This is a genomic window from Morganella sp. Je.2.23 (assembly GCF_051129855.1).
In the GTDB taxonomy this organism is placed as follows: domain Bacteria; phylum Pseudomonadota; class Gammaproteobacteria; order Enterobacterales; family Enterobacteriaceae; genus Morganella; species Morganella sibonii.
Genome location: NZ_JBCPSQ010000001.1, coordinates 1,197,393 through 1,220,043, shown reverse-complemented (window position 1 = coordinate 1,220,043; position 22,651 = coordinate 1,197,393). Strand labels below are relative to the sequence as shown.

Below are 22,651 nucleotides of genomic sequence, written 5' to 3'. Positions count from 1 at the left end.
ATTCGGATAATTAAGATCTTAGCATCATAAACTCAGGATTATTATTGGTGAAACCTTCAGCGCAGCCCGGCCATATTGACCATATAAAGCAAACCAATATGGGGGTTGTGTACCGTTATATTGATCGTGAAGGCCCTGTTTCCCGTATTTCTCTCTCAAAAAAAACCGGGCTGGCACCGGCAAGTATCACGAAAATAACCCGTGAACTGATGGATGCACATCTGGTCCGGGAAACGGAGTTTCCGGGATTAGGCTTTCGCGGCCGTCCCGCAGTAGGGCTGAAAACAGATTGTGACGGCTGGCATTTTTTATGTATTCGTATTAACCGGGGCGAACTGGTTTTCGCCCTGCGGGAACTGAGCGGAAAATTGCTGGCCGAGGACATTATTGATTTTCCGGCCGGTGACCGGGATTTTGTCACACTGTTTCTGGCACAGGTCGATGCCTTCTTTTCCCGCAACCATCAGATAACTGAGCGGCTCACGGCAATTGCGATCACCACCGATGCGATTGTTGATCCGGCAAACGGTATTATCCGTCATTCTCCTTATTATCAGCTGACGGATTTACCGGTAGCGGACATTCTTTACCAGCATACCGGGATGCCGGTATTTCTTCAGCACGGTATTTCGGCCTGGTCTCTGGCAGAATATTTTTTTGGTGCGGCCAAAGAGTGTAAAAATATCATCCAGCTGGTCATTGATGAAAATGTCGGTGCCGCGATTATAACGGACGGCGCTCTGCTGCATGCCGGAAGCCATAGCACCGCGGAAATCGGTCACACTCAAATCAATGCTCAGGGTAAACACTGTTATTGCGGTAACCACGGTTGCCTGGAAACGGAAATTGGTCTGCACCATGTACTGGAAACGGCGGCTCAGTTTTTGGATACGCCGGACGGGCAATTGCCGACCGCCGGAATGCTGTGTCGTGCGGCTTTGGATGGTGACACGGCGGCCGGTGCATTGATAGAGCAGGTGGGACAGCATATCGGGGATATCGCGGCAGTGATGGTCAATATCTTTAATCCGGAGATTATTCTGATTGGCTCGCCGTTAAACCCTGCATCGTCTGTGCTGTTTCCTGCTATCCGCGCCCGGATTACGCAGCGGGCTCTGCCGGCATTCAGCCGAGAACTGACAATGACTTCATGTGAATTTACTAATTGCGGGACATTACCCGGCGCAGCGTTAATTAAAGAGGCGTTGTATAACGGCTCACTTCTTATCAAACTGATGGATGGTTAAGTAATTCTGTAGTGTTCATCTTTGACATAAAACAAATAAATGACAGGGATTTGTTTATGAAAACAGGATTTTCGCAAAAAATTGCGCTGGCGCAAGCCTGATATAAACCGGATGTCTTACACTGCTTCCGTTATCAATTTTGATACGCACCTCTTGATATAACGGAAAAACATCTATGTTAAGGCGCTTGTTTATAACCGGCACAGATACGAATATCGGCAAAACTGTTGCGACGCGGGCTTTACTGCAAGCCATCAACCGCCTGGGTAAATCTGTCGTTGGCTATAAACCAATCGCGACAGAATACCACGACACACTTAACGGCAAACGTAACCGTGACGCAATGATCCTGCATGACTCATCATCTGTTGATGTTTCTTATCAGGATATCAACCCGGTAATGCTGGAAAGTAATTATGGTCAGACGACCACTGAAGTTCAGTTTTCTGCGTTATCACAGGGACTGGAAAAATTAAGTCATCTGGCGGATCAGGTTGTGGTGGAAGGGAACGGCGGATGGCGTTATTTACTGAATAACGAGACTTTTTTATCCGATTGGGTGAAAAAAGAAAAATTGCCGGTGATCATGGTCGTCGGGATCCAATCCGGTTGTGTGAACCATGCATTGTTAACTGCTGAAGCCATTAAAAATGATGGTCTGGAGATTATCGGCTGGATTGCAAACCGGATAAACCCGGGGTTGTCACACTATGCACAGGTAATGGATCGCTTACTGACACATTTACCGGCACCACTGCTGGGCGAGATCCCGTATCTGCTGCGTCCGGAAGAACGCGAGTTGTCGCATTACCTCAATGAAGAGCAGATTGAGATGCTCTGGGGTGAAGCATTAGCGGCATCCTGAATCTCCGGTCAAATACAAAAGGGCTGATAAATCAGCCCTTGAGATTGCTGACAAAGCAGGATAAAACGTGGTTTTTCCTGCTTTGTGTTATCAGCCGAAAATCAATAAATTGATTTTCCTGGTTTATTTTTACAACCTCTGTCGGTCGTCGCCAACCCCTGCGGGTTTGTCAACGGCCTGAAGGGCTGATAAATCAGCCCTTTTTCATGGTCAAAACCTGACAGCGAGTTATTATTTACGCAGATAAATAATATTCTGAGTTTCGTTGTCGCAGTTACCCACAACCTGACCTTCTGCCTGTGCCGCTTCTTCAGCCGGAACCACAGTCAGCGTAAAACCGTCAGCAGGAACACCATTGCTGATGATTTTCTGCGAAATTTCCTCAGTCACACTTTCACATGATGCCTGCGCCATAATTGGTGCAACAGCAAAGAGAACAGCACTGAGCGCAATCAGTTTTTTCATCATTTATCCTTAAATGTATTTATTTCCAGCCAGTGGAAACTTCACGCCCTGTATTTGCATCAAGGCATCGCAGCGTATTAGGCTCCCAATACGCGGTAACAACCGAACTTTTTAAACATGCATCTTCAGCATCAATAGCACGGTCAACTTTATCGAACTCTTTTTCAGCACGGCGGTTGACCTTCTGACGCAGAGAGCGGGTATCATCCCATTGCTCTTTTTCCTGACGTGCTCTCTCTTTTTCAAGCGCAGTATCGCCGCCACTGATAACACAGGTACTGCCCGGGCTGCAATTTGTTGTCGCGGCGCCTGCATGTGCTGCAAACATGAAAGGAGCAGCAAAGGCGGTCGCGATAAACCACTTTTTGAGCATGGAGTTAGTCATTGTCGTGTTTTCCTCAAAGTTCAAAACCTGCAAACGTCATTTTGATCGTGTGCATTATAGCAAAGTCTGTTTATGCGCCAATAAAAGACAACGTTTTTCGGTGATAATTTCAGGTAATTTAATAAAATTACCTGATTATACGGATACCGGCTTATTTTTTGTGGTCGTTTCAGCCCTCGCGGTGCACATTCAGCCCGGCAAATGACTGACAGACCGGCATCATTTCCATAGTATTAATATTTACGTGCGGCGGCAACGTTGCGACCCAGAAAACAGCTTCTGCGATATCATCCGGCATCAGCGGATCAGCGTCTTTATAGGTATTTGCCGCTTTTCCCTCATCTCCGCGATAACGAATCCCGGAAAATTCTGTACCGCCGACCATGCCCGGTTCAATATCTGTTACACGGATTTTTTTACCAAACAGATCAGCGCGTAGCGCCAGACTGAACTGGCGGACAAAGGCTTTGGTTCCGCAGTAAACGTTACCGCCGGCATACGGCCATGACCCGGCCGTTGAACCTAAATTAATGATGTGACCCCGGTTTCTTTCCACCATACCCGGCAGAATCGCTCGGGTCATATGAAGCAGCCCCTTGATATTGGTATCCACCACCACATCCCATTCTGCGGGATTGCCTTTATCAACGGTTTCCATGCCCAGAGCCAGACCGGCGTTATTTACCAGAACATCGATTTCACGCAGGGATTCCGGCAGTGAGTTGATCACATTATCGACAGCCGGGCTTTCTGTCATATCCAGAGCCAGCGGGAAAAATTTGTTTCCGAACTCTTTTTGCAGTTTCGCCAGGCGTTCAATGCGGCGGCCGGTGCCGATAACAGTATGGCCGTTCTCAATAAATTTGCGGGCAAATGCCTCACCAAAACCTGCGGTTGCACCTGTAATTAAAACAATCATCACATACTCCGAATCTGTCAGCGGGAAACCCCGGAAAAGTAATAATAACCATGGCGATAGAATACCGGTGGTAATATCGTGATAGTGTATCGTGTCTGCATAACAGAAAGCGGGTCACAGATTCCGTTTTTCAGTTTTCATTACGGAAAAACACTGAAGTTAATCAACAACAACCTGATTATTCACAGGAGACGGAAAATGGTTAAGGGTCAATGTTTGTGCGGTAACGTAACAGTCTCTGTACCTCAGGCGGTGCACGATGTTTCTGTTTGCCATTGCGGTATGTGCAGAAAATGGAATGGTGCGCCTTTTATGTCCGTGGATTGCGGCAGCGATGTCACTCTCAGCGGTGAGGAATATATTACCCGTTATCACTCCTCGGAGTGGGGCGATCGTTGCTTTTGCCGCGAGTGCGGAACACACCTGTTTTATTATCTGAAACCGGCTGATCAGTATTATGTCTCTGCGGCATTACTGGGGGAGACACAGGAATCCCGCCTGGCGATGCAGATTTACACTGACAGCAAACCGGCGTATTACAATTTTGCAGAAAAAACACCGATGCTGACGGAGCAGGATATTCTGGCGATGTTCGGCGCAGAATAAAACAGAAAGCGGATACCGGGGTATCCGCTTCGTTTTTTCTGCGTTGCCGGGCAGAGAAATTAAATAACAAACAGATCCATAAAGTCGCTGACTGACATGGATTCGAGTGTTTTACGGTCACGGGCCGCATTCAGAATGCGCTGCTGCTGTGCTTCCGGGAACATCCGCGCCAGGTTGGTGCGGAATTTCGCCAGCAGCAGCGGAATACCTTCCTCACGACGACGGGCATGCCCGACCGGATATTCCACCACGACCTCATCCAGCACAGTACCGTCTTTCAGCGTTACAGTCAGGGCGTTGGCGATAGAGCGTTTTTCCGGATCATGGTAATCACGGGTAAACGCAGTATCTTCCTCACAGTGAATACGGGCGCGCAGTGCATCAATACGGCTGTCTGATGCAATACCATCCTCATAATCCGCGGCAGTCAGACGGCCGAAGATCAGCGGAACCGCCACCATATACTGGATACAGTGGTCGCGGTCAGCCGGGTTATTCAGCGGGCCGTGTTTGTCGATAATACGGATACAGGCTTCATGCGTACGGATAGTGACGTTCTCAATATCATCTGCCGTTTTACCCAGTGCCGCCAGTTTGTGATGCAGTGTCATCGCCGCTTCAACGGCCGTCTGAGAGTGGAATTCGGCCGGGAATGAAATCTTGAACAGCACGTTTTCCATTACATATGAGCCGTAATCACGCTGGAATTTAAACGGTTTGCCGTCAAACAATACATCATAGAAACCCCAGGTTTTAGCCGTCAGCACCGTCGGATAACCCATTTCGCCTTTCTGAGCGAACAGCGCCAGACGTACCGCACGGGATGTGGCATCACCGGCAGCCCAGGATTTACGTGAACCGGTATTCGGTGCATGACGGTAGGTACGCAGAGACTGACCATCCACCCATGCATGAGAAACCGCGCTTAATAACTGCTCACGATCCAGCCCCAGCATTTCACCGACAACGGCAGTGGAGGCGACTTTCACCAGCACGACGTGGTCAAGACCGGCTTTATTGAATGAGTTTTCCAGTGCCAGACAGCCCTGAATTTCATGGGCTTTGATCATGGCGGTCAGCACGCGTTTCAGCGGCAGCGGCGCTTTGCCTTTGGCAATCGCTTCACGGGACAACCAGTCTGCGACCGCCAGGATACCGCCGAGGTTATCAGAAGGGTGTCCCCATTCCGCAGCCAGCCAGGTGTCGTTGAAATCCAGCCAGCGGATCATCGCACCGATATTGAAAGCGGCCTGCACCGGATCAAGCTGGAATTGTGTCCCGGGGACTTTGGCGCCGTTCGGGACAATGGTTCCCGGCACAACAGGGCCGAGCATTTTTCTGCACGCCGGATATTCCAGGGCTTCCAGACCGCAACCCAGAGTATCCAGGAAGCAGTGATACGCAGTGTCATAAGCGCGCTCACTGCTGATATCCATATTCAGAACGTAATCAGTGATGTCCTGAATGACCTTGTCGTACTCTTGATGCTGCGGGGTAAAAGATGCTGACATACGTTATTTCCTTTTTAATTAATTATTAGCGCGCTTTAAGGGGGACAAAGGTCTGGTTTTCCGGTCCGGTGTAATTGGCGGACGGACGAATGATTTTATTATCCAGACGCTGTTCAATGATGTGTGCAGCCCAGCCTGCGGAACGGGCAATAACAAAAATCGGGGTAAACATCGCTGTTGGTACTCCCATCAGGTGATACGCCACCGCTGAGAACCAGTCGAGGTTCGGGAACATCTTCTTGTGCTGAGACATCACGGATTCAATACGATCCGCGATATCAAACAGACGGAAATCTTTCGCTTCTTCGGATAACTCACGGGAAATCGCTTTGATGACCTGGTGGCGCGGGTCAGCAATGGTATACACCGGATGACCGAACCCCATTACCACTTCACTGCGGGTAAGACGGGCGAGAATATCGGCCTGCGCTTCATCCGGTGAGCTGTAACGTTTCTGAGTCTCCAGTGATACTTCGTTGGCGCCGCCGTGTTTTGGCCCGCGCAATGCGGCAATTGCACCGGTGATGGACGAATAAAAATCGGTTCCGGTTCCGGCGATAACACGGGCAGCAAATGTGGAGGCGTTAAACTCATGTTCTGCATAGAGAATGAACGAGGAGTTCATAAAACGCACCCAGTTTTCAGACGGTTTTTTGCCGTGCAGCAGATGCAGGAAATGGCCGCCGCAGGTGTCGTCATCCGTTTCGGTATCAATGCGGCGATCATTAAATGCATAGTGATACCAGTAAAGCAGCATAGAGGTCAGGGAAGAGAGCAGGCGATCGGCGATATCACGGGCACCGGATAACGGATGGCCTTCTTTCTCCGGCAGAACGCAACCCATAATGGACACACCGGTACGCAGCACGTCCATCGGGTGGGCAGAGGCAGGCAGTGCTTCCAGGGCTTTTTTCACACTGTGCGGCAGGCCGCGTAGTGATTTCAGTTTTGCCTTGTAGGCGGCCAGTTCCGCCGCATTAGGCAGTTTCTCGTGGATCAGAAGATGAGCGACTTCTTCAAAATCACATTGCGTGGCTAAATCCAGAATGTCGTAACCGCGGTAGTGCAGGTCGTTCCCATTAATCCCCACAGTACAGAGTGCAGTATTGCCGGCAGCAACGCCGGACAATGCGACGGATTTTTTGCCTTTCTTCAGTGCAGGTTCAGGTTTGCTAAGTTGTTCATTCATAACGGGTGATCCTTATTATTATAGTGAGTGTACAACCTGCTTCGCGTTATCTTTCAGAGGTTATTTTTTCTGCGAAAACAGTGCGTCGAGCTTATCTTCATAATCGTAGTAGTTAATGCTTTGGTATAATTCATCACGGGTCTGCATCTGTGAAATCAGGCTCTGTTGCGAACCTTCACGGCGCAGGGTGTTATAGACATTCTCAGCCGCTTTATTCATCGCCCGGAAGGCCGTAAGCGGATACAGCGCGATAGCGATATTCACACTGCGCAGCTCATCCAGGGTAAACAGCGGTGTTTTGCCGAATTCAGTGATGTTTGCCAGTACCGGCACGCTGATTTTGTCAGTGAACAGGCGATACATTGCCAGTTCGGTAATAGCTTCCGGGAACAGCATATCGGCACCGGCATCAATGTAAGCCTGTGCGCGCTCGAGGGCAGATTCCAGACCTTCGACCGCCAGTGCATCAGTACGCGCCATGACCACGAAATTCTCGTCAGTCCGTGCATCGACAGCAGCTTTAATGCGATCAACCATTTCCTGTTTCGATACGATTTCTTTGTTCGGGCGGTGACCACAGCGTTTTGCCCCCACCTGGTCTTCAATGTGCATCCCGGCAGCTCCGGCTTTGATCAGAGATTTCACGGTACGCACCACGTTAAAGGCGGACGGGCCGAAACCGATATCCGCATCCACCAGCAGCGGGAGATCACACACATCAGTAATACGGCGGACATCCGTCAGTACATCATCCAGAGTGGAAATACCCAGATCAGGGATACCCAGAGAGCCTGCGGCAACACCGCCGCCGGAGAGATAAATTGCTTTATAACCCGCACGTTTTGCCAGAAGTGCATGGTTGGCATTAATAGCGCCGACCAGCTGTAACGGGGATTCAGACTGTACAGCGTCGCGGAATGCGCGTCCTGCGGAATAAAGTGCCATATATTCACCTTGTTATTAGTTTGATACTCAGATGTTATAAAGCAATCGCTATGCCAATCAGCCGGGTATGGTCACTAAAACGCGAGGTGTATCACATCTTTGGCTTGTTTATCCTGTCATTACGCTACTCACTATAGAATTTGCTGATTCTGTCTGACAAGCATGATGTTAGTGAACTGTGATGGTGATGCTATTTATGTTTCAAAATGGCTGCTATGGTGTTTCATGAAATAAACGTGAAACACATGAAACGCATGAAACATACGAAACAGGGAGAAACTGATGGCTCAGAATAACAAACCGGTGATCTGGACGGTCTCCATCTCACGTCTTTTTACCCTGTTCCGCGATATCAGCCCTGAGTTCAGTGCCCGCGCCAGCATCAGTGCGATTAATCTGGGGTTTGATGCAGCGGTGGAGGCGATCCGCGAACGTCTCAAAACCGAACGCTGTGATGCTATTGTCAGTGCGGGCTCTAACGGTGCGTACCTGAAGCAGCATTTACCCGTGCCGGTGATTGTCGCCGCCCCCGGCGGGTTTGATATCATGCATGCACTGGCCCGGGCACGACAGCTCAGTCAGCGTATCGGCCTCATTTATTACCGCAATACGTTTCCCGCACTGGAATCGCTGGCACAAAGTTTCGGTATGCAGATTGAACAACGCAGTTATGTGACCGCAGAGGATGCGCGGGCAGCCTGTCATGCCCTGAAAGCAGACGGTATTTCTGTGGTGGTGGGAGCCGGGCTGATTACCGATATTGCGGCAGAGTGCGGCATGACCTGCATTTTTATTTATTCCAATGATGCGGTCCGTCGCGCATTCACGGATGCAATAGAACTGACGCGCATCCGCGACCAGCCGCTGAACATACCGCTGCCGGTGGCGGGATCGCTGAATGTCCGCCATACACTGAATGATATTCTCGGCACATCGCCGGTGATGGAACAGGTGCGTGAAACCATTACTTTGTTCGGGCGCTCAAAAGCAACAGTGATGATCCAGGGAGAAAGCGGTACCGGTAAAGAGATGGCCGCGCAGGCTATTCATCATGAATATACCCTGTTTCACAAACATAAGCGGATGAAACGCGCGGCACCATTTGTGGCCGTTAACTGCGGGGCGATCCCGGAAAGTCTGCTGGAGGCGGAACTGTTTGGTTATGAGGAGGGCGCATTTACCGGCTCGCGGCGGGGTGGTCGTGCCGGGTTATTTGAGGCAGCGGATGGCGGCACACTGTTTCTGGATGAAATCGGTGAAATGCCGGTTTCTCTGCAAACCCGGCTGCTGCGGGTGCTGGAAGATCGCGCCATTGTGCGTATCGGCGGCTATAAACCGATAACGGTGGATGTGCGGGTTATCTGTGCGACTCACAATGACCTGGATAACCGGGTGGCAGAGGGTACATTCCGGGCGGATCTGTTTTACCGGCTGGGGGTGTTGCGCCTGCAACTGCCGGCACTGCGCGACCGGGGGGCGGATATTCTGCTGCTGACTGAAAAGCTGCTGAAACTGGCGTTTGCTGAGCTTGATCTGCCGCTGCACCGCGGCCATTTGCAGCAGATCCTGGCGTGCAGTGACTTTTTTTATCACTACCGCTGGCCGGGAAATGCCCGCGAACTGCGTAATCTGATGGAACGGGTCGCGCTGTATTGCAGTGCTTATCCGGATAAAATTATTACCGAATCATTATTACTGAAACTCTCTCCCGAGCGGCGTACAGCGATGTCACCCGTGCCGTTGCCGGATAGCCCGCCGGAGCCGCAAAATACCGCCACTGCAACAGAAGCGGTGGCCCGTTTCCGTGGTGATCGCCGGGCGGCGGCAGACTGGCTGGGTATCAGCCGCACCACGTTATGGCGCCGCCTGAAACAGGAACAGAGCACTTCATCCTGACTGATTCCCGCCTTATACTGAGCCTCAGAATTGAAAAGCAAGAGCCGGAGTGTTTGTCTGTATCCGGCCTGCAATACTGTCATCACCGGAAAGACACAGGAAACAGGACGGAGGCGTTATGTCAGATCTCTTTGCTCACGATGAACCGCTTGCCGTGGCACCCGATGCGTATCTGCTGAAAGGTTTTCTCAGTGACGGGGATAAGATGCTGCTGGCGGAAATCAGCCGTCTGACCGCCATTTCGCCGTTCCGCCATATGCAGACGCCCGGCGGATACCGGATGTCTGCCGCGATGAGCAGCTGCGGTACATACGGCTGGGTTTCTGATGCCAAAGGTTACCGCTATTCTCAGACCGATCCGCTGACCGGCAATCCCTGGCCGCCGCTGCCTGATGCGTTTTTGTCACTGTCACAGCAGGCGGCTGAACGGGCAGGATTCCGGGGATTCTTACCGGACAGTTGTCTGATTAACTGTTACACGCCGGGTACCGGCATGTCTCTGCATCAGGACAGGGACGAGCCGGATCGCCGTCAGCCGATTGTGTCATTTTCACTCGGGCTGCCGGTGCAGTTTCAGTTCGGCGGCAGTGAACGGCATCATCCTCTGAAGACTTTCGCGCTTGAGCACGGTGATGTGCTGGTGTGGGGCGGCCGTTCCCGTCTGAATTACCATGCTGTCCGTCCGGTAAGAGCCGGGGTGCATCCGCTTGCGGGCGCCCGGCGGTTTAATCTGACTTTCCGCTGTGCGCGGTAACGGAGAAACAGGATGACAAAACAGACAAGACTGTCAGACGATGCGTGCTGGGCAGCCCTGGCCGCCAGGGATAAAACCGCGGACCCGTTGTTTGTGTATGCGGTAAAAACCACACAGACATGGGGATTTCCGTCAACGGTTGTGCGCCTGCCGAAACGGGAAAATACCGAATTTTTCGCCACCCCGGCAGAAGCGGAGGCTCACGGTTACCGCGCCGGAAAACGCTGTCAGCGCAGCGGTGATGCCATGACACAGCGCCATGCGGATCAGGTGGTGCTGGCCTGCCGCGAACTGGAAACACGAATCGACAACGGTGATCCTCTGCCGTCACTGCCGGAACTGGCCGCACTGTGCGGTGTGAGTCAGTTTCATTTTCACCGCATTTTCCGGTCACACACCGGACTGACACCGGCGGCGTGGGCAAAAGCGTATCGCGGGGAAAAACTGCGGGAGCAACTGATAAAACAGCCGACAATCACCGGAGCAATCGCCGAATCAGGCTTCAGTTCCGGCAGCCGGTTTTATGAATCATCGGGTACACTGCTCGGCATGACCCCTAAAAGCTGGCGCGCAGGCGGCAAAGGGACACGAATTTTCTTTGCACTTGCCATCTGTGCGCTGGGGGATATCCTGGTGGCACAGAGTGAAAAAGGCATTTGCGCCATTCTGCTGGGGGATGATGCGGAAGCGCTGTTACGGGATTTAGAGGATCAGTTTCCCAACGCGGAACTGGTCGGCGGTGACGCACAGTTTGAACAGGTTGTTTCACGGGTCATCGGATTTGTGGAAGCACCGTCCTCCGGGCTGGATCTGCCGCTGGATATCCGGGGAACCGCATTCCAGCGCCGTGTCTGGCAGGCATTGCAGTCCATTCCGGCCGGAACGACGGTCAGTTACCGGGAGATTGCGGAGCGGATCGGTTCCCCGAAAGCCGTCAGAGCGGTCGCCGGTGCCTGTGCGGCAAACTGTCTGGCCGTGGCGATCCCGTGCCACCGGGTGGTGCGGACCGGCGGGGAACTCGCGGGTTACCGCTGGGGGATCGAACGGAAAAAACATCTGTTGCAGCGCGAGGCATTGCAGCAGGAAATTGGTTAAAAGAAGGAATACGGATGCGTTTTCGCATAACAGCATTACGGAACAGTTTATTTTTTGCCGCCCTGCCGGTGATCGCCGCCGCGGCACCTGCAACGGCTGAAGTCACCGCAGACGAAGACGGAACCGTTGCGGCATCAGCTTCCGGCCCGCTGTTTGACTGTGACCGGGAACTGATAAAGCTGATTGCGGGCAGTAATCACGCGCTTGTCCGTGCGGAAAAGGTCACCGCTGACAGGCTGGGGATTTATGTTGAAAACAGGGATATTAATGAGCTGGCTATTCAGCTCTCTGATACACGGCAAAAACCCTCGCCGGCGTCACCGGGCGCCGGGCAGCTGGGCTGGGTAACTTACAATATTAAAGACAATACCCTGACGGCGACAGGGGCGGATATTGAACATCCTGTCCCGCTGACATTCAGTGCTGTACAGGGAGAGCAGCTGCAATCTTGTCTGAAAAAAGAGAAAACGTGTCAGCAGATCCTCAGTACACTCCGGCTGACACCGTTTATTGCGATGTCGCCGGAATGGCGTGTCACCGGTAAGGGACGGGCATACTTCCATGCTGCACCGGCGCAACAGTGCCGTGATGATAATACGTTTGTGGTGCCGGGGAACGTACTTCAGGTTACCGGCTTGCGGGCAACCGAACCGGTGAAAGGGGAAAAAGAAAGCTGGCTGCTGGTGGCTTACGGTAATACGCAGGGCTGGATTAATGTTAACCGGCTGGAATCACAGGACGATCTGTGCGGTGCGGCCACCGAAAAAGCGGATAAACAGTATCAGGCGGGCCTGAAAAACAATAAGCCTTCCTCATATAAATACAGTGTGACACAAAAACGCCTGCGCTTTTATGATGCACCGGATAAAAAATGCAGCACAAACGCCGCGGATTATGTGGTGAAAGATGATGCGGTCTGGGTCGACCGGCCACAGCCGTATCAGGGGTTTGTTCATGGCCGTTATATTCACCCGGCGACCGGCAAAGTCACGGAAGGCTGGCTGGAAGCGGGCGGGCTGAAAAAATAAATCAAAAAAGGCCGTTACAAAAAACGTAACGGCCTGCGTTTATTATGGCTGTGTTACAGCCCCAGTTCATCCCGCAGTTGCGCAATCTGTTCGCGCCACTGCTGTTGCAGCGCCGGTTTCTGATGTGCAGGTTTACGCTGTAAATCTGCCGCCAGTTTTTCCTCCAGTGAAATCAGCGCCGCCAGTGAATCCTCTTCATCACAGACAGGGACTGACGGCTCAGGAGCTGCCGGTAATGCACTGTTGACGAAATCCGTATTCAGGGCGCGGATAGCATCATAGACCTGATCCAAATCGTGGTATTCCGTCAGCCGGTTACCATCGATATACCAGAAACGGTTACAGCTTTTTTCGATCAGTTCCCGGTCGTGGCTGACCAGAATCAATCCGCCCTCAAACCGGCTGATTTCCTCCGCCAGCGCCAGTTTTCCGTCCATATCCAGGTGGTTGGTCGGTTCATCCAGCATCAGCAGGGAATAATTGGCCAGACTCAGTCCGACAAACAACAGCCGTGCCCGTTCACCGCCGCTCAGTGCTGAAACCGCCTGCTGATGGCGCAGATACGGGAAACCGGCGCTGATCAGCGCCATTTTCCGCTGCTCATCAATCAGTGACGCGAATGGCTTCAGTGCATCCGTCAGCGAATCACTGTCATTCAATTGCGCCAGTTTCTGGTCGTAATACCCCAAATGCACACGGGGATGCAGCACCAGCGGGCTGTCCGGCAGTGTGGCCTCCGGTTTCTGAGACTGTGACCAGATCATCCGCAGCAGTGAGGATTTCCCGGTACCGTTCGCTCCCATGACCGCAATGCGATCACCGGATTTCACCGACACATTGTCTGTCACATACAATGGCGGACAGTTCTCTGCCGGAACGACAGATAACTGATTAAAGGCACACAGCCGGTCGGCCCGTAAAGCATCTCCGGTCAGTTTCAGTTGCCACTGACTGCCGATAGCCAGCTCAACCTGGTCATCCTGCAACCGGTCTATCTGCTTTTCCATCTGTTTGGCTTTGCGGGAAAGCGCTTCGTTATCATACACTTTTCCCCATATCGCCAGTCGTTTGGCACTCACTGCAATGCGGTCGATCTCTTTCTGCTGCGCGTTGTGGCGGTGCTCATCGCTTTCATCCTGTTGCGCCAGAGCTTCCCGCGCCAGTGTGCAGGGCAGACGAAACACCGAAACGTTACCGTCCCGCAGCACCCAGGTGCAGTTGGTGACGTGATCCAGCAGGGCGTTATCGTGAGAAACCAGGATAAAGCTGCCGCGCCAGTTTTTCAGGAACTGCTCCAGCCACAGAATGGTCGGCAGATCCAGATGGTTACTCGGTTCATCCAGCAATAATAAATCAGGCTGGCTGATCAGCGCCCTGGCCAGTAACAGCCGGGTATGCTGGCCGCCGCTCAGCGCGGTGACCGGTAACTGCCACTGTGCGGGATCAAACCCCATCTCTGTCAGCAGCATTTCTGCCCGCCACATTTCGGACAGATGCTGTTCCGCCGGTAATTTCTCCAGCACAGCATCCGCCAGTGACAGGGTATTCAGTGATTCCGGCAGATGCTGCTCGATATAGGCCATAACGACGCGGTTTGCCGGGGTAATCGTCCCTTCATCCGGCGTCAGCTGGCCGGACAACAGTTTCATCAGGGTACTTTTTCCGCAGCCGTTATGACCAATCAGACCGATTTTCTCCCCCTGATTCAGGGCGACAGAAATATCGGTTAACAGCGGAGTGTGACCGGGATGGAATGACAGATTACGGGTTGATAATAATGTGCTCATAGCTTACTCAAATTTCAGGCATAACAATGCCATGGGTCATAAAACGCGATAACCCTGTAAGCTGAGGAAGGATGTTAAATTCAGTAAAGCTTCACTCAGGCAGGATTAACGCACAGCGTTAACAGAAAAGCCTGAGTTCTGACGATTACCAAAGAAATGTGAGAATTTAATCACATAACTTAACACCATAATTAGCCTCCTTATTTATTCTCTGAGTTTACGGATGCATCCATCATACCATTGCGGATGAATGGCAGACAACGGCGGAGCTTAAGCTGCCTTAAGTTCCGCATATTGTTTAAGGTAATGCCGCAAACAACCGGGCATAAATCTGCTGCACGGTGTCGTGTTTTTTCCGGTTATAATCCATTGTGATGCTGACGCCGTCTTTTGCCGCCATTTTGCTTTGTGCATAGTCAGCCCGGTCGTCCGGATGGGTTATCAGCCAGTCGCGGAACAGAATATGGCGCAGATGCTCCGGGCAGCGCGGGGCAAACACATGCAGATTGATTTGCGGATTATCCCGTTTCAGCATCCGGTGCTGATACCATGAAGGCTCACGGACGGTGTGTTCATAGCCGTCTGCAATCAGCGCAGGAAGCCAGTCAGTTTCATCAGCCGGGTCAGCAACAATCAAATCGATATCAATCACCGGTTTGGCCGCCAGTCCGGGAACTGCCGTCGAGCCGACATGTTCAATGTGTAACGCTTTATCACCGAGCACATCCAGAATTCGTTGCTTTTCCTGCGCATAAACAGCGGGCCAGGCGGGATCATATTCACTGACAGTAATCACCACTGTGCGGGGTTTTCCGGTAACCAGCGGATTTTCATCCGGGTCACTGTCCGCAAATATCATGACATCCCGCCGTTCCTGCGCTGACAGCAGCAGTGCCGGGCGGAACATATCACAATGCGGGATACCGTCCTCATAATAAACATCAGAACAGACGGTAAAGCCGCATTTTTTATAGAATGCGGTCAGATGCGCCTGGGCACTGATATTAATTTGCCGTGTCCCGAAATGCCGGTATACCGCCTGAACGGCGGCATCCATCAGCGGATAGCCCAGCTTCTGCCCGCGAAATAACGGATTAATGACCACACGGCCGATAGCTGCCGGTGCCGTACTGTGTTCCGGCGGCAGAATACGGCAGCAGGCCATGATCTCTCCGTCCTGTTCCGCCCAAACGTGCAGTGCCGTGAGGTCGGCACCGTCCGGATCGAGATAACAGCAGGTCTGTTCAACCACAAATACCGCGCTGCGCAGCGCCAGCAGGCGGTAGAGTGTCTGCGGGGAGAGGTCGTGCAGGGCGGCTGTCTGCCAGCTAACTGATGTCATGTGTCCGTCCGTCTGTATTAAAGGAAGTAAAATCCGGCTGCTGCATGGTCACACAGTGGATACCGCCGCCGCCGGACGCAATTGCATCAATGTTCACCTGAACCACAACCCGTCCGGGATAGAGTGCTGCCAGTAATTGTGCAGCCTGCTCATCTGCGGCGCTGTCACCGAACTCCGGCACAATAATACCGCCGTTGCAGGGGTAATAATTGATGTAACCGACAGCAAAATAAGGTGATTTCATCCGGTCAACCCGTGTGGTGAGCGGATTACTGAGGATATGAATCTCATCAATCAGATTAGTATGTTGCTTCACGGCATACAGAGAAGCGGCGTGATCGCGGGTGACTTCATACTCAAATGACTGCGGATTGTTTTCCATCGCGATAACCAGTGATTTTTCACTGACAAACCGGGCATAAAAATCAATATGTGCATCAGTAATATCATGATTACGGATACCATTCAGCCAGATAATGGTTTTCAGTCCGAGATCGTGCGACAACCACTGTTCCGTCTGCTGACGGCTGACACCCGGATTGCGGTTATCATTGAGAATGGCACTGCGGGTAAAAATACCGGTACCGCTTCCGTTAACCTCAATGGCTCCGCCCTCCAGTGTCAGCGGGCTGATATGAAGCGGCAATCCGGTGTATTCCGCCATCACCGCAGCGACCCCGGCATCCCGTTTTACAGGCTGTTTTTTGCCCCAGCCGTTAAAATTAAAACTGACGGCAGCAGGGCGTTTTGTTGCGGTGTCATACACAAAGTTTGCGCCACTGTCGCGCAGCCAGATATCATCGAGCGGGCACTCAATATAAGTGACAGCGTCACCCATCAGTTGTTGTGCTGCTTTTTTATTTTTGCGGGTAACCAGCAGATTCACCGGCTCAAAGCGGGCAATTGTCAGCGCAAGCACCGCCTGATTACGGCAGACTTTTTCCGCTAAAGAGGCAGACCAGATGGACGCGTCTGCACCGAACGCCATCCAGGTCGCGGCGTGCGGTAAGTGTTCAGAAGGCATAATAAACATAATTAACCCATTATATTATCGGTAAGGCCATGTAATACCAGCCGTAAATATCCATATAGCGTTTTGTGGTGTGCGAGGTTTCGTATTTCACGTCCTGAAAACCACGGCGCAGATACAACTCTCTGGCTTTTGTGTTTAAATCAGAAACATACAGTGATAACCGGGTAATGGCCGGATCCGCCCGTAATTGAGTGGTGATCTCATCCAGAATCTGATTGCCGATCCCCGTGCCGCGCAGTGATTCGTCCACACACAGATAAGATAAATAGGCAGTATCCGCTGCCGGAATATGGACAAACATCTGAAAAATCCGGCGGATTTTCAAAAAAGGGATAAAACCGGCTTTGCGCAGAATCGCCAGAGAAGAAACCGGTGCCGGAGCATTTTCGGGCGGATGTTTAACACCGTAAGTCAGCCCGTAGGCAGCAACCAGCTTACCGTTGCGTTTTACCTGAAAATGGCGGTCGTACGGATCACTGAGCCCGCGCTGCCAGAACATCGCCAGCACGGCCTGACGCTGCGCTTCCGGCATGTTGCGGATTGTTTTGAATTTGGACGAAAATGCCTGATAGAACAGAGCGGCAGCAGGCTCCAGCCCGGTTTCATCCAGATATTCAGTCACCAGCCCGGTTTCATCCGGATATTCAGTCACCAGGTCGTTCTGATCCGCATCAGCGGTACTGTTTTTTGTTATGGTTGTCATCATCATGGGTACTGTAAATGTGGTATTATAATAGATAGAGTAATCAGTCTAATTTCTATTATCCGGTTTTTCGGAGACACTTCCTTATGGAAAAATTAACGGAAAAGCAGCAGCGTAAACGCCGTCAGATCCTTGACGCTGCAATGCATTGTTTTATCGCAAAAGGTTTTCATTCCACGTCGACGGCAGAGATTTGTAAAGCCGCCGGAATGAGTCCCGGGAACCTGTTCCATTACTACCCGAATAAATACGCCATTATTGAGGCCATCGCAGAACTGGATGAGGATGACCACAAGGTGATTCTGAACATCGGTGATGAGCAGGGGCATGCGGTCGATATTATTGAAAAAATGATAACGGCATTGATTATGTTGTACAGTGAGCCGGGTTATACCCGCCTCAGCCTGGAAATCATCACCGAGGCGAGCCGTAATCCGGATCTGAATACGGCATTTGTCGCGAATGAACAGCGGCTGCACGCAAAATTCTGTGATGTGCTGCAACGCGGTATCGCCGCCGGTGAAATTGATTCACAACTGAATCCGGCACAAACCGCATCCTGGCTGCTGGTTATGGCGGACGGTACACTGGGGCGGGAACTGATGGAGCCGGAATTCAGCAGGGCGGTATTTCTCAGCGGGCTGCGGGTGTTGCTGAGAAAAGCACTGAAGCCCTGAGTCATTCTTCTCTGACCTGCCGCTGCATAACCGTGACAAGTTCGTCACTGATCACATCATCATACATGGCCTGCCAGCCCATCCGGGCATACATGGCCTGTTTATCCGGCGTATAGAGATTCAGTGCCGCCAGATGGCGCTCTCCGGCGGCGGCAAATACCGCCTGTGTCAGCGCGCTGCCGAGACCTTGTCCGCGGGCGGCGGGCAGGGTGTAAATCTCTCCCGCCCACCAGTCTGCATTGGCCATCCGGCAGGTTTTCAGTTCCCGCCAGATCAGGCTGGCTGTGCCCGACAGCGCGCCGTTTTTATCTGTGGCGGCAAACAGCATTTCGCCGTTATCACCGTTCGCCCGTTTAATCAGACGTGCCAGGATAATCTCCGGTGTCTGCCACTGCGGCAGTTCCTGCCATTCCTGATGTAAAATCTGAGCAATGCTTTCCAGCAGCGGTAAATCACCGGGCAGGCCGGTAACAGGGCGGATATTCATGATGATGATACTCCGGGGTGTCCGATAAGTTCGGTAATTAAGGCCAGTACCGGCTGAAACAGCTCCCGGCTCTGTTCAAACGTATAATCTGTCCGGCGGATTGCCACCGTATGACCATGCAGTGCATCTGCCAGCAGATGCAAAACAGCAGTCTGTCGTGTTTCACTCAGCCCGCAGGGGGCAATAATACGCAGGTAGCGCTGACGGAAACAGCCCGACGGACCATCACTGTTCAGCGACAGCAGAATATCCAGCAGATCACTGTAAATATAGAGCAGATGCAGATAACTTTCTGCCAGCCGCTGAAGCTCCTGCTGTACCGGCGCCTGTCCTGATGGCTGATAAATGTCGTCCACCAGTGCGGTGGCGAGAGATTCCAGCAACTGCTGTTTATTACGGAAGTAATAATAAATCGCCATCGGATCGACCTGTAATTGTGCGGCAAGCGCACGGATCGAAGGTACTTTTCCCTGTTCCTGTAATAATTTTCCGGCTTCAGACAGAATATTTTCTGCGGTCAGTTTGCTGCCCCGGTGAGCGGGTCGTCCGCAGGGTGGTAATCGGGAAGATGTCATGTGTTGCCTCTGTCAGCGGAAACGGTGCCGGTATTTACGGATAAAATCGGTTACGGACATCGGTTTTTTTCCGGTAATGGCTGTAAAATTATCAAAGGTGGTTCCGGTGCCCGGAATCCGGAATTCACTGAAGGCGATATAATGATCATAAATACTTTTCATATAAGCCGGATCAAGCCCCTGTTTCAGTACAAATTCACGAAACACCTCCGGTGATAATGCCTCATACCGGTAATCAATACCGGTGATTTCGCTGATGATCGCGGCAATTTCATGATAGTTTTTGGCATCATAACCCAGTCGGTACACTCGGTTGCGGTGCTCTGCGGGAGCAGATAAACAGGCGGCAGCCACTTCCGCCACATCCTCGCAGGATACCCAGCTCAGCGTGGCATTACCGAAATAATCACTCAGTACACCAGCCGGATGCTGATTATCACCCTGATAACCCAGTAAATTCTGCATATAGGACTCAGGACGCAGATGCGTATAATCAAATCCTGCCCATTCAATATAACGTTCGATCAGCTGATGCCACGCCCAGTGGGCCACACGGGTATTATCATCGCCGCAGGCACCGAGGTGAACAATGTGGCGGACACCGGATTTACGCGCCTCATCGATAAAGATTTTGCTCTGTTCCAGCATGGCGAGGGTATAACCGGTCATCATAAAAACCGTATCCACACCGTGCAGTGCCGGCAACAGTGATGCCGGATCATCATAATCAAAATAACGTACCGGCAGGCCGCTGTCTGCAAGCTTTTGCGGTTCACGGGCAGCCAAAATAATATTCACATTTCCGCGTTCGCGCAGGCACTGTATCAGCAGCGTTCCCACCTGACCGGTTGCCCCGGTGACCAGTACCGTTTGTTTTGCCGCAGCTGTTTGTCCGATCATATCTTCCGCCTGTTTTTAATGATTTTTTAATCGTATTTTGTTTTTGCCGGTTGACGTTAACCATATCAGCCCGCTAAGCTGTGTAAACATATTCTACAGTGTAGAATTAATGCAAAGCACAATAATACACTCTCCTGTTAATCCGCCATTAAGGAATCAGCTATGCGTCATATTATTTATATTGCCACCAGCCTGGACGGCTATATTGCCGATGCACAGGATAAGCTGGACTGGCTGTTTGCCGTGCCGAATCCGGAGCAGGACGATATGGGATTTTCTGCGTTTATGCAGCGGGTTGATGCCGTGGTGATGGGGCGGAAAACGTTTGATACCGTCTGTGCGTTTGATGGTGAGTGGCCATATGATAAACCGGTTTTCGTGCTGTCCCGCACAATGACGGAATTACCGGAAAAACTGGCGGGTAAAGCAGTATATCCGGTACAGGGGGAGATTGATGCTGTGCTGGCCGGTATTCACCGTGCCGGGTATCACAACCTGTATATTGACGGCGGAACTGCGGCCCAGCAGTGCCTGGCTGCGGATCTTATCGATGAAATGGTGATCACCACAGTCCCGGTACTGCTGGGCGGCGGCACGCCGTTATTTGGTTCTCTGCCGTCGCCGCTGCAGTTTGTTCATATCAGTACAGAACAGTATTTTAATTATATGGTGAAAAATACCTGGTACCGCCGGCGGGATCAGGCTGCACAAGCCTGATTACACTGCGGGTGCCCCAGTTCAAACACCATTTCACGGGAATCCGGACTGAACGGGCTGAAACGGTGGTCACCGTAAATATGACGAACCATCAGCCCGCTGAATGTCACGGCTTCTGTAATTTCAGCGGCGGAAGGGAAAGTAATATCCGATTCCGCGCGGTAAATCCGGCCATTCTCACCGATCTGATAAAAAGTCTGATAACGGACAACACCGTTGTGCTCTGACACATCATTCCAGGATATCACGTCACCGAATTTATCACTGCGCTGAACTTCCCGGCTCAGTTCCGGAATCCATTCCCGCCACTCCTCCGTGGCCGGATTGCGGCTGTCAAACAGTACAATACCGTCCCGGCTTAAATGGCGCTGTATATTCTGCAAAGCGGCAATACGCTGTTCACGGGACAAAAAAACCTGGAATGCATGACCGGATAAGATAATCAGATCATAAGTCATGCCGGTATCCAGTGTTTCCGCAGATGCCTGCAACCAGCTGACGTGGTCAGTTTTTTTCTGTGCGATGGCCAGCATGGCAGCCGCCGGGTCAGCCCCGGTCAGGATCTTATGCGGATATTTTTCCGCAATGGCTGCCATCAGTGTGCCGGTACCGCAACCCAGATCCAAAATCCGCCCTGCAGTGGCCGCCCGGGTGAGATACATATCAAAATCGGCCCGCCACTCATTGTCCATATCATAAAATTGCGCCAGTTCAGGATCGCGGTAAAGCGGGTCATCGTATGGTGTGGTCATTAATTATTTGTCCTTGCGCCGGGTTTGCGGGCGCTGAGCAATAAAAACGGCGCATAACGGTTAAATATGTCTGTTTCGGGACGAACGTCCAGCCACTTCTGCGGAATTTTCGGTTCCTGTAAGGCGCGGAGTTCAAACCCTGCATCCAGCAGTGCAGTGACATAGCTTTGCACTGTCCGGTGATATTTCACCACATCGTCCACAAACCAGTGTGTCAGACGGCGGGATTCATCCTGATAATTATCCACCGGCATACAGACAAACCGGCCATGTTCATCTTTTTGATATGAGGAAGCAAAAGCAGTACACATCGGATGCTCCACAGAGAAAACAAAATATCCGCCGGGCTGCAACCGTGTATATATGTCGTTTGCCAGTGCAGTGAAGTCAGCAATGTAATGAATGGCCAGAGAAGAAACAATAATATCAAAATTTTTCAGCGCAGCAGGTAAACAGGTCATTGAACCGTGCAGGTAGCGGATATGCGGATCATTTGTCAGTTTTTGCGCTTCCGTAAACATTTTTTCCGACAACTCTATGCCGGTAACGGATGCCGCACCGCCTTGTCTGGCATAACGGGCAAAATCGCCGAAGCCACTGCCAAGGTCAAGCACCTGTTTATGCTTCAGACAGGGAAGTAACGCGCGCAGCGCAGGTACTTCCAGAATACCATTCAGACCGGTATCGTTCTGACGCAGAAGGCGATAGTTTTCAAAGAAAACAGGATCATCATAAACATTATTTTTTGCATGACGGAATTCAGACATCGTTTC

24 protein-coding genes are annotated in these 22,651 nt (G+C 51.7%); 9 read left to right on the top strand and 15 right to left on the bottom strand.

Annotated elements, in window-relative coordinates; translation table 11 throughout:
* Nucleotides 1-47: 47 nt before the first annotated feature.
* Nucleotides 48-1,247 (top strand): sugar metabolism global transcriptional regulator Mlc, encoded by a 1,200-nt coding sequence (gene mlc, locus AAZR23_RS05895; RefSeq protein WP_434691235.1) that lies wholly within the window; start codon nucleotides 48-50, stop codon nucleotides 1,245-1,247.
* Nucleotides 1,248-1,422: 175 nt separating this feature from the next.
* On the top strand, nucleotides 1,423-2,112 hold the full coding sequence (gene bioD, locus AAZR23_RS05890; RefSeq protein WP_107680273.1) for a dethiobiotin synthase: 690 nt from the start codon (nucleotides 1,423-1,425) through the stop codon (nucleotides 2,110-2,112).
* Nucleotides 2,113-2,343: 231 nt separating this feature from the next.
* Here the strand turns inward: bioD and AAZR23_RS05885 are convergent, their stop codons facing one another.
* From AAZR23_RS05885 to ydfG, 3 genes are all read right to left on the bottom strand, one after another.
* On the bottom strand, nucleotides 2,344-2,577 hold the full coding sequence (locus tag AAZR23_RS05885; RefSeq protein WP_434692402.1) for a DUF1161 domain-containing protein: 234 nt from the start codon (nucleotides 2,575-2,577) through the stop codon (nucleotides 2,344-2,346).
* Nucleotides 2,578-2,596: 19 nt separating this feature from the next.
* Nucleotides 2,597-2,962 (bottom strand): DUF1283 family protein, encoded by a 366-nt coding sequence (locus AAZR23_RS05880; protein ID WP_046893397.1) that lies wholly within the window; start codon nucleotides 2,960-2,962, stop codon nucleotides 2,597-2,599.
* Nucleotides 2,963-3,131: 169 nt separating this feature from the next.
* A complete protein-coding gene (ydfG, locus tag AAZR23_RS05875) occupies nucleotides 3,132-3,881 on the bottom strand; it encodes a bifunctional NADP-dependent 3-hydroxy acid dehydrogenase/3-hydroxypropionate dehydrogenase YdfG (protein ID WP_434691230.1) in 750 nt (249 codons plus the stop codon).
* Nucleotides 3,882-3,980: 99 nt separating this feature from the next.
* Here ydfG and AAZR23_RS05870 point away from each other — a divergent pair, with 99 nt between their 5' ends.
* Nucleotides 3,981-4,487, top strand: coding sequence for a GFA family protein (locus AAZR23_RS05870; RefSeq protein ID WP_080989322.1), 507 nt, complete (start codon nucleotides 3,981-3,983; stop codon nucleotides 4,485-4,487).
* 59 nt (nucleotides 4,488-4,546) lie between these two features.
* Here AAZR23_RS05870 and AAZR23_RS05865 read toward each other — a convergent pair whose 3' ends face one another.
* The 3 genes from AAZR23_RS05865 to prpB are packed head-to-tail and all read right to left on the bottom strand — an operon-like array spanning nucleotide 4,547 to nucleotide 8,132.
* Nucleotides 4,547-5,998, bottom strand: a complete 1,452-nt coding sequence (locus AAZR23_RS05865) for a bifunctional 2-methylcitrate dehydratase/aconitate hydratase (RefSeq protein WP_434691227.1) — start codon at nucleotides 5,996-5,998, stop codon at nucleotides 4,547-4,549.
* A 25-nt stretch (nucleotides 5,999-6,023) separates the two neighbouring features.
* Nucleotides 6,024-7,187 (bottom strand): bifunctional 2-methylcitrate synthase/citrate synthase, encoded by a 1,164-nt coding sequence (gene prpC, locus AAZR23_RS05860; protein ID WP_166707857.1) that lies wholly within the window; start codon nucleotides 7,185-7,187, stop codon nucleotides 6,024-6,026.
* 60 nt (nucleotides 7,188-7,247) lie between these two features.
* Nucleotides 7,248-8,132 carry a methylisocitrate lyase gene (gene prpB / locus AAZR23_RS05855; RefSeq protein ID WP_046893394.1) on the bottom strand — a complete coding sequence of 295 codons (885 nt, stop codon included), beginning with the start codon at nucleotides 8,130-8,132 and terminating at the stop codon, nucleotides 7,248-7,250.
* A gap of 282 nt (nucleotides 8,133-8,414) precedes the next feature.
* On the opposite strand from prpB, the gene prpR reads away from it, so the two are divergent.
* From prpR to AAZR23_RS05835, 4 genes are all read left to right on the top strand, one after another.
* Nucleotides 8,415-10,028 (top strand): propionate catabolism operon regulatory protein PrpR, encoded by a 1,614-nt coding sequence (gene prpR, locus AAZR23_RS05850; RefSeq protein WP_434691225.1) that lies wholly within the window; start codon nucleotides 8,415-8,417, stop codon nucleotides 10,026-10,028.
* Nucleotides 10,029-10,146: 118 nt separating this feature from the next.
* The gene (alkB, locus tag AAZR23_RS05845; RefSeq protein WP_434691222.1) at nucleotides 10,147-10,782 is read left to right on the top strand and encodes a DNA oxidative demethylase AlkB; all 636 of its coding nucleotides are present in this window, start codon (nucleotides 10,147-10,149) and stop codon (nucleotides 10,780-10,782) included.
* Nucleotides 10,783-10,794: 12 nt separating this feature from the next.
* Nucleotides 10,795-11,877, top strand: a complete 1,083-nt coding sequence (gene ada, locus AAZR23_RS05840) for a bifunctional DNA-binding transcriptional regulator/O6-methylguanine-DNA methyltransferase Ada (RefSeq protein WP_434691219.1) — start codon at nucleotides 10,795-10,797, stop codon at nucleotides 11,875-11,877.
* 14 nt (nucleotides 11,878-11,891) lie between these two features.
* On the top strand, nucleotides 11,892-12,905 hold the full coding sequence (locus tag AAZR23_RS05835) for a hypothetical protein (protein ID WP_434691216.1): 1,014 nt from the start codon (nucleotides 11,892-11,894) through the stop codon (nucleotides 12,903-12,905).
* Nucleotides 12,906-12,958: 53 nt separating this feature from the next.
* Here the strand turns inward: AAZR23_RS05835 and AAZR23_RS05830 are convergent, their stop codons facing one another.
* The 4 genes from AAZR23_RS05830 to AAZR23_RS05815 all read right to left on the bottom strand — a co-directional run bounded on the left by AAZR23_RS05830 (nucleotide 12,959) and on the right by AAZR23_RS05815 (nucleotide 17,776).
* Nucleotides 12,959-14,692 (bottom strand): ABC-F family ATP-binding cassette domain-containing protein, encoded by a 1,734-nt coding sequence (locus tag AAZR23_RS05830; protein WP_434691214.1) that lies wholly within the window; start codon nucleotides 14,690-14,692, stop codon nucleotides 12,959-12,961.
* A gap of 298 nt (nucleotides 14,693-14,990) precedes the next feature.
* Nucleotides 14,991-16,034 (bottom strand): GNAT family N-acetyltransferase, encoded by a 1,044-nt coding sequence (locus AAZR23_RS05825; RefSeq protein WP_434691211.1) that lies wholly within the window; start codon nucleotides 16,032-16,034, stop codon nucleotides 14,991-14,993.
* Nucleotides 16,021-17,067, bottom strand: a complete 1,047-nt coding sequence (locus AAZR23_RS05820) for an agmatine deiminase family protein (protein WP_434691208.1) — start codon at nucleotides 17,065-17,067, stop codon at nucleotides 16,021-16,023. The genes AAZR23_RS05825 and AAZR23_RS05820 overlap by 14 nt, the downstream gene beginning before the upstream one ends.
* Nucleotides 17,068-17,077: 10 nt before the next feature.
* A complete protein-coding gene (locus AAZR23_RS05815; protein WP_434691205.1) occupies nucleotides 17,078-17,776 on the bottom strand; it encodes a GNAT family N-acetyltransferase in 699 nt (232 codons plus the stop codon).
* Between the two features lie 80 nt (nucleotides 17,777-17,856).
* Here AAZR23_RS05815 and AAZR23_RS05810 point away from each other — a divergent pair, with 80 nt between their 5' ends.
* Nucleotides 17,857-18,447 (top strand): TetR/AcrR family transcriptional regulator, encoded by a 591-nt coding sequence (locus AAZR23_RS05810; RefSeq protein WP_434691202.1) that lies wholly within the window; start codon nucleotides 17,857-17,859, stop codon nucleotides 18,445-18,447.
* A gap of 1 nt (nucleotide 18,448) precedes the next feature.
* Here the strand turns inward: AAZR23_RS05810 and AAZR23_RS05805 are convergent, their stop codons facing one another.
* The 3 genes from AAZR23_RS05805 to AAZR23_RS05795 are packed head-to-tail and all read right to left on the bottom strand — an operon-like array spanning nucleotide 18,449 to nucleotide 20,409.
* Nucleotides 18,449-18,934 carry a GNAT family N-acetyltransferase gene (locus AAZR23_RS05805; protein WP_166707848.1) on the bottom strand — a complete coding sequence of 162 codons (486 nt, stop codon included), beginning with the start codon at nucleotides 18,932-18,934 and terminating at the stop codon, nucleotides 18,449-18,451.
* Entirely contained in the window at nucleotides 18,931-19,509 is a 579-nt protein-coding gene (locus tag AAZR23_RS05800; RefSeq protein WP_218426115.1) for a TetR/AcrR family transcriptional regulator, read from the bottom strand. Before AAZR23_RS05800 ends, AAZR23_RS05805 begins: the two co-directional genes overlap by 4 nt.
* Nucleotides 19,510-19,521: 12 nt before the next feature.
* On the bottom strand, nucleotides 19,522-20,409 hold the full coding sequence (locus tag AAZR23_RS05795) for an SDR family oxidoreductase (RefSeq protein WP_434691198.1): 888 nt from the start codon (nucleotides 20,407-20,409) through the stop codon (nucleotides 19,522-19,524).
* Between the two features lie 162 nt (nucleotides 20,410-20,571).
* Here AAZR23_RS05795 and AAZR23_RS05790 point away from each other — a divergent pair, with 162 nt between their 5' ends.
* Nucleotides 20,572-21,126 carry a dihydrofolate reductase family protein gene (locus AAZR23_RS05790; protein WP_434691195.1) on the top strand — a complete coding sequence of 185 codons (555 nt, stop codon included), beginning with the start codon at nucleotides 20,572-20,574 and terminating at the stop codon, nucleotides 21,124-21,126.
* Here AAZR23_RS05790 and AAZR23_RS05785 read toward each other — a convergent pair.
* Nucleotides 21,108-21,878 carry a class I SAM-dependent methyltransferase gene (locus AAZR23_RS05785; protein ID WP_349416559.1) on the bottom strand — a complete coding sequence of 257 codons (771 nt, stop codon included), beginning with the start codon at nucleotides 21,876-21,878 and terminating at the stop codon, nucleotides 21,108-21,110. The two genes, AAZR23_RS05790 and AAZR23_RS05785, sit on opposite strands and share 19 nt — an antisense overlap.
* The gene (locus AAZR23_RS05780; RefSeq protein ID WP_054425751.1) at nucleotides 21,878-22,645 is read right to left on the bottom strand and encodes a class I SAM-dependent methyltransferase; all 768 of its coding nucleotides are present in this window, start codon (nucleotides 22,643-22,645) and stop codon (nucleotides 21,878-21,880) included. The genes AAZR23_RS05785 and AAZR23_RS05780 overlap by 1 nt, the downstream gene beginning before the upstream one ends.
* Nucleotides 22,646-22,651: the final 6 nt, after the last annotated feature.

Bases quoted from the DNA above. Each gene is read 5' to 3' on its own strand.
- bioD (WP_107680273.1), top strand. From the start codon at position 1,423: ATGTTAAGGCGCTTGTTTATAACCGGCACAGATACGAATATCGGCAAA.
- AAZR23_RS05885 (WP_434692402.1), bottom strand. From the start codon at position 2,577: ATGAAAAAACTGATTGCGCTCAGTGCTGTTCTCTTTGCTGTTGCACCA.
- AAZR23_RS05880 (WP_046893397.1), bottom strand. From the start codon at position 2,962: ATGACTAACTCCATGCTCAAAAAGTGGTTTATCGCGACCGCCTTTGCT.
- ydfG (WP_434691230.1), bottom strand. From the start codon at position 3,881: ATGATTGTTTTAATTACAGGTGCAACCGCAGGTTTTGGTGAGGCATTT.
- AAZR23_RS05865 (WP_434691227.1), bottom strand. From the start codon at position 5,998: ATGTCAGCATCTTTTACCCCGCAGCATCAAGAGTACGACAAGGTCATT.
- prpC (WP_166707857.1), bottom strand. From the start codon at position 7,187: ATGAATGAACAACTTAGCAAACCTGAACCTGCACTGAAGAAAGGCAAA.
- prpB (WP_046893394.1), bottom strand. From the start codon at position 8,132: ATGGCACTTTATTCCGCAGGACGCGCATTCCGCGACGCTGTACAGTCT.
- prpR (WP_434691225.1), top strand. From the start codon at position 8,415: ATGGCTCAGAATAACAAACCGGTGATCTGGACGGTCTCCATCTCACGT.
- alkB (WP_434691222.1), top strand. From the start codon at position 10,147: ATGTCAGATCTCTTTGCTCACGATGAACCGCTTGCCGTGGCACCCGAT.
- ada (WP_434691219.1), top strand. From the start codon at position 10,795: ATGACAAAACAGACAAGACTGTCAGACGATGCGTGCTGGGCAGCCCTG.
- AAZR23_RS05835 (WP_434691216.1), top strand. From the start codon at position 11,892: ATGCGTTTTCGCATAACAGCATTACGGAACAGTTTATTTTTTGCCGCC.
- AAZR23_RS05830 (WP_434691214.1), bottom strand. From the start codon at position 14,692: ATGAGCACATTATTATCAACCCGTAATCTGTCATTCCATCCCGGTCAC.
- AAZR23_RS05825 (WP_434691211.1), bottom strand. From the start codon at position 16,034: ATGACATCAGTTAGCTGGCAGACAGCCGCCCTGCACGACCTCTCCCCG.
- AAZR23_RS05820 (WP_434691208.1), bottom strand. From the start codon at position 17,067: ATGTTTATTATGCCTTCTGAACACTTACCGCACGCCGCGACCTGGATG.
- AAZR23_RS05815 (WP_434691205.1), bottom strand. From the start codon at position 17,776: ATGATGATGACAACCATAACAAAAAACAGTACCGCTGATGCGGATCAG.
- AAZR23_RS05810 (WP_434691202.1), top strand. From the start codon at position 17,857: ATGGAAAAATTAACGGAAAAGCAGCAGCGTAAACGCCGTCAGATCCTT.
- AAZR23_RS05805 (WP_166707848.1), bottom strand. From the start codon at position 18,934: ATGAATATCCGCCCTGTTACCGGCCTGCCCGGTGATTTACCGCTGCTG.
- AAZR23_RS05800 (WP_218426115.1), bottom strand. From the start codon at position 19,509: ATGACATCTTCCCGATTACCACCCTGCGGACGACCCGCTCACCGGGGC.
- AAZR23_RS05795 (WP_434691198.1), bottom strand. From the start codon at position 20,409: ATGATCGGACAAACAGCTGCGGCAAAACAAACGGTACTGGTCACCGGG.
- AAZR23_RS05790 (WP_434691195.1), top strand. From the start codon at position 20,572: ATGCGTCATATTATTTATATTGCCACCAGCCTGGACGGCTATATTGCC.
- AAZR23_RS05785 (WP_349416559.1), bottom strand. From the start codon at position 21,878: ATGACCACACCATACGATGACCCGCTTTACCGCGATCCTGAACTGGCG.
- AAZR23_RS05780 (WP_054425751.1), bottom strand. From the start codon at position 22,645: ATGTCTGAATTCCGTCATGCAAAAAATAATGTTTATGATGATCCTGTT.